The organism is Frateuria sp. (genome assembly GCF_013362045.1).
Lineage (GTDB): Bacteria > Pseudomonadota > Gammaproteobacteria > Xanthomonadales > Rhodanobacteraceae > Frateuria_A.
Genome location: NZ_JABFWW010000189.1, coordinates 1 through 3,822 on the forward strand (window position 1 = coordinate 1; position 3,822 = coordinate 3,822).

At 70.9% G+C, this 3,822-nt stretch carries 6 protein-coding genes; 3 read left to right on the forward strand and 3 right to left on the reverse strand.

Annotation, left to right across the window (positions count from 1 at the left end):
• On the forward strand, nucleotides 1–425 hold a 425-nt coding region (locus tag HOQ08_RS08720; protein WP_291193358.1), incomplete at its 5' end, for a hypothetical protein.
• Nucleotides 426–629: 204 nt separating this feature from the next.
• On the opposite strand, the gene HOQ08_RS08725 is transcribed toward HOQ08_RS08720, so the two are convergent.
• Nucleotides 630–1,076, reverse strand: a complete 447-nt coding sequence (locus tag HOQ08_RS08725; protein WP_291193360.1) for a PA2169 family four-helix-bundle protein — start codon at nucleotides 1,074–1,076, stop codon at nucleotides 630–632.
• A 136-nt stretch (nucleotides 1,077–1,212) separates the two neighbouring features.
• Between HOQ08_RS08725 and HOQ08_RS08730 the strand changes: the two genes are divergently transcribed.
• Nucleotides 1,213–1,761 carry a DUF488 domain-containing protein gene (locus HOQ08_RS08730; protein WP_291193362.1) on the forward strand — a complete coding sequence of 183 codons (549 nt, stop codon included), beginning with the start codon at nucleotides 1,213–1,215 and terminating at the stop codon, nucleotides 1,759–1,761.
• On the opposite strand, the gene HOQ08_RS08735 is transcribed toward HOQ08_RS08730, so the two are convergent.
• Together HOQ08_RS08735 and HOQ08_RS08740 are read right to left on the reverse strand one after the other, a co-directional pair.
• Complete coding sequence (locus tag HOQ08_RS08735; protein ID WP_291193364.1) at nucleotides 1,762–2,709, reverse strand: alpha/beta hydrolase; 948 nt, start codon at nucleotides 2,707–2,709, stop codon at nucleotides 1,762–1,764. It abuts the gene before it with no gap.
• A gap of 29 nt (nucleotides 2,710–2,738) precedes the next feature.
• A complete protein-coding gene (locus tag HOQ08_RS08740) occupies nucleotides 2,739–3,323 on the reverse strand; it encodes a hypothetical protein (RefSeq protein WP_291193366.1) in 585 nt (194 codons plus the stop codon).
• A gap of 194 nt (nucleotides 3,324–3,517) precedes the next feature.
• Between HOQ08_RS08740 and HOQ08_RS08745 the strand changes: the two genes are divergently transcribed.
• Nucleotides 3,518–3,822 (forward strand): response regulator (locus HOQ08_RS08745; protein ID WP_291193368.1); only part of this gene is annotated, 305 nt, incomplete at its 3' end.

The window sequence follows — 3,822 nt, forward strand, 5'->3', positions numbered from 1 at the left end:
GCACCGCGCCGGCGGCGCCTTCCACGGCGGCCGCCCCGGCCAGCGCAGGCACCAGCGCCGCCGCTGCGCCCGCGGCGACGGACGTGTTCAAGGTCGAGGACGTCAAGCTGGGCGAAGCGGTCACCGCCGGCTACAAGATCGTCAAGCCGACCAGTACCTTCGAGCCCTCGCAGAACACCATCTACGCCAGCGTCGCCACCACCGGCACCACCAGCGGCGCCACCCTGAGCGCGCACTTCAGCTACCTGGAAGGCAAGGGCCAGGACGTGACCACGATCAGCCAGACCATCGCCACCGACGGCCCGGCCACCACGACCTTCAAGGTGCGCAATCCGAACGACTGGCCTGCCGGCAAGTACAAGGTGGAAATTGCCGTGGACGGCAAGCCGGTGACCAGCCAGACCTTCGAGGTGAAGGCCGCCTGAGCGGCCCATAGGCATGGCTCTTTGCGTTCGCCTCCTCTCCCCTGCGGGGAGAGGATTGAGGTGGGGGGCCGGGGCTTGCAGGGCATTCCATCAGAGCCAGGCACCGCTTTGATACGCGCTTCGCAAGAGTGCCCCCTCGCCCCAGCCCTCTCCCCGCAGGAGAGAGGGCGCAAGAGCGGCGAGTCCGTTGCACGCGCAGCCGCCTCAGTGCATCCGCTGCGCCGCCTGTTTGAATTGCCGCATCTGCTCGTGGCCTGACGCGACCGAGCGGAACGCATCGGCGATCAACGCATGCGTGGGCGGGCTGACGTCCTCGTCCTCCAGCGCATCCTGGAACTTATGGCTGATGTGGTCCTCGCCGCGCTCGACCTCGTCGATCACGGCCGTTTCGTCGTGCAGGCTCTTGCGCAGGTTGGTGAACAGGCGATGCGCCGAAGCGAGCGTGCTGGCGTCTTCTTCCGGCGTACCGCCGAGCGCCTCGACCTGCTGCTGCAGGCGCGAGGCGACCTGGCGCCGCTCGTCGGCGCGTTCCTGGAAGGTGAGGCCGAAACGGGTGCTCTGGGTTTCCCTGGCGGCTTCGGCATAGCCGTCGGCGCTGTCGATCGTGGTTTCGATCAGGTCGTTGAGCACGCGGATATCATGGTTGTGCATGGGAGCTCTCCAGTGGGCGATCGCGGCAGTCCGGAGGGGACGGGGAGCCGCCGTGCCATCGTAGGAATCCCCGGCGATGGGTTCGTGAAGCGACGCCCTCGCGCAGCGGACACGGCCGCGGGTGCATGCTTGGCCCATGAGCGCAGCTGACGCCGCCCCGCCGGTGTTCGACATCGGCCACTCCACGCATGCGCTGGACGCTTTCGTCGCGCTGCTCGACGCGCACCGAATACAGTGCGTGATCGACGTGCGGCGGCTGCCCGGCTCGCGCCGCCATCCGCAGTTCGACGGCCCCGCGCTGGCCGCCTCGCTCGCATCGCACCGCATCGGCTACCTGCACCTGGCCGCGCTCGGCGGACGGCGCGGGCGCAGCCTGCCCCAGGGCGCGGCCTCGCCGAACGGCTTCTGGCAGAACGCAAGCTTCCGCCGCTATGCCGACTATGCGATGGGCGCGGACTTTCAAGCCGGCCTGGCGCAATTGCTGGAGCTGTCCGCGCACACCCGTTGCGCGCTGATGTGCGCCGAGGTGCTGTGGTGGCGCTGCCACCGGCGCATCATCGGCGACTACCTGCTGGCCGCCGGCCGCACCGTCTGCCACATCCTGGGCGATGGCCGCGCCGAGCCGGCCGCGATGACGCCGGCGGCACGGCGCGCCGGCGATCACCTGGTCTATCCCGCGTCCTGATCAGCGCCCGTAAAGCCGCCGCGCCACCACCGGATCGAGCGTGGCGAGGAAGTCCTCCACCTGACGGGTGTAGTCACCGGGCAGGCCGAGCTCTTCGTTGATCTCCCGGTGGGTCAGGTCCTCGCCCAGCACCTGCGCGCGCATCTGCAGGGCATTGGCCTTGTCGGCGAAGTTGCGCGACTGCGGGCAGGATTCGCGCCGCTGGGTGGAGCACACTGCCAGGAACGGCGCGCCGCGGGTCTTCAGCTGCTGCAGCGGCGAGGCGGCGCGCCAGTACGCCGGATCGCTGCCGAAGGCCGCGTCGTACAGTGGCAGGTGCGGGCCCTGCATGATCGCCACCACGTTGAGCGCGGCGCTGTCCAGCGACACCGTGCCCAGCCACGGCAACGCGCCCTGGTCGAAGGCCAGCGAGGGTTCGGCCGAGATCAGCCCGACCAGGTGCGCGCCGGCCGAGTGGCCCATCAGGATGAAGCGGTCGCGGTCGGCGCCCCAGCCGGCAGCGCGTCCCTGCGCGAAGGCCAGCGCGCGCGCCACGTCGCGCGCCTGCTCGATCGGGTGCGTGCCGGGCAGCATGCGGTAGTTGGTGGAGATCAGCACGAAGCCGTGCGGCACCCAGCGCGCCACCTTGTTCTGCACCACGCTGGCCATCGCCTTGTCGCCGCGCTGCCAGCCGCCGCCGTGGACCATGAAGATCACCGGCGCGCGGGCGGTGCCTTGTGCCGGCAGGTAGACGTCGAAGCGCTGCGCCGGGTCGCCGCCGTAGGCGACGTCGCGGATCACGCGCACGTCCGGCGGCACCGTGGCCGGCCTGGCGTCCCCGGCGTCCTGGCCGAGCTGGGCGCGCTGCATCATGCGGTCGCGCAGGCTGCTGGCCGCGGCGGGCAGGCTGAAGACGGACAGCGCGACGGCGAGCAGGCCGGCGCGGCAAAGCAAGGTGGCGAGAGTCATGGCATCGATTCCTTTGTCGGTCGGTGTGTTCAGCACTGGATGGTTTGGCCCTGGGCATTGGTGCAGCTGCCGCTGTGGCTCACGCCCTGGCCCTTGGTATAGCGGGTCTGGCCCTGGTAGGTGTTGCCGTCGGCGCCGGTGAGCGTGCTCTGGTGGTCGAGCGTGCCGCCCCCGCGCGAGCTGCTGCCGGCATAGCTGCCGCGCGCGCCGCTCATCGTGGTCTGGCGGCTGGCCGCGCCCTGGCCATCGGCCGTGCGCGTGCGGCTCCCTTGGCTGCTGAAGCTGCCCCCCACCGCGCCCTGCCCGCTGGCCGTGTAGCCGGCCTGCGTCGAGCCGTCCGGGTTGCGCTGCACGCCGTGGCCGGCCTGCCAGGTGCCGCCATTCGTGCCTTGCACTCGGCTGCCGCTCCGACGGGTGAGCGTACCGTCGCTGTCCAGCGTGGCGCGACTGCCATGAGCGGCATGGCCCTTCGGGCCGGCCACACTGGTGGCCCGAGCGTGGCTGAGGCTGCCGTCGGCGGTCCGGTGGGTGCCGGCACGATGGTGCGCGCCGGCCATGGCCGGCAGGGAAACGATCAGACAGGCGAGGCTGAGCGAGACGATCGACGCATGCATGGCTTGGCTCCTTGGCGTGGCGTCCGCAGCGGACGTGTGGCGGCGATCTTTCCGGATCGACTCGCCAAGAGTGTTTCGCCAGCGCACGCGAATGTGAGCGCCTGTTGCCCGGCGCCGCCGCGGAAACATCCGCTTACACATCGATCGCCCGGCCGCTTGCCGCCTGGTAAGGCGCCAGGCGATAGTCCGCGCCCATGGAACCGGCCCACATCCTGGTCGTCGACGACGACCTGCGCCTGCGCGACCTGCTGGAGCGCTACCTGGAGCAGCAGGGCCTGCGCGCGTTCGGCGCCGCCAACGCGGCCGGCATGCGCCGCGCGCTGGCGGCGCACCACGTCGACCTGATCGTGCTGGACCTGATGCTGCCCGACGCCGACGGCCTGGCGCTGTGCCGCAGCCTGCGCGCCGAAGGCGTGGACACGCCGGTGATCATGCTCACCGCCAAGGGCGACGACGTCGACCGCATCGTCGGCCTGGAGCTGGGCGCGGACGACTACCT

What these genes read in the sequence shown, in the direction of transcription:
- HOQ08_RS08735 (WP_291193364.1), bottom strand. Translation starts at nt 2,709, where the DNA reads ATGACTCTCGCCACCTTGCTTTGCCGCGCCGGCCTGCTCGCCGTCGCG.
- HOQ08_RS08725 (WP_291193360.1), bottom strand. Translation starts at nt 1,076, where the DNA reads ATGCACAACCATGATATCCGCGTGCTCAACGACCTGATCGAAACCACG.
- HOQ08_RS08730 (WP_291193362.1), top strand. Translation starts at nt 1,213, where the DNA reads ATGAGCGCAGCTGACGCCGCCCCGCCGGTGTTCGACATCGGCCACTCC.
- HOQ08_RS08740 (WP_291193366.1), bottom strand. Translation starts at nt 3,323, where the DNA reads ATGCATGCGTCGATCGTCTCGCTCAGCCTCGCCTGTCTGATCGTTTCC.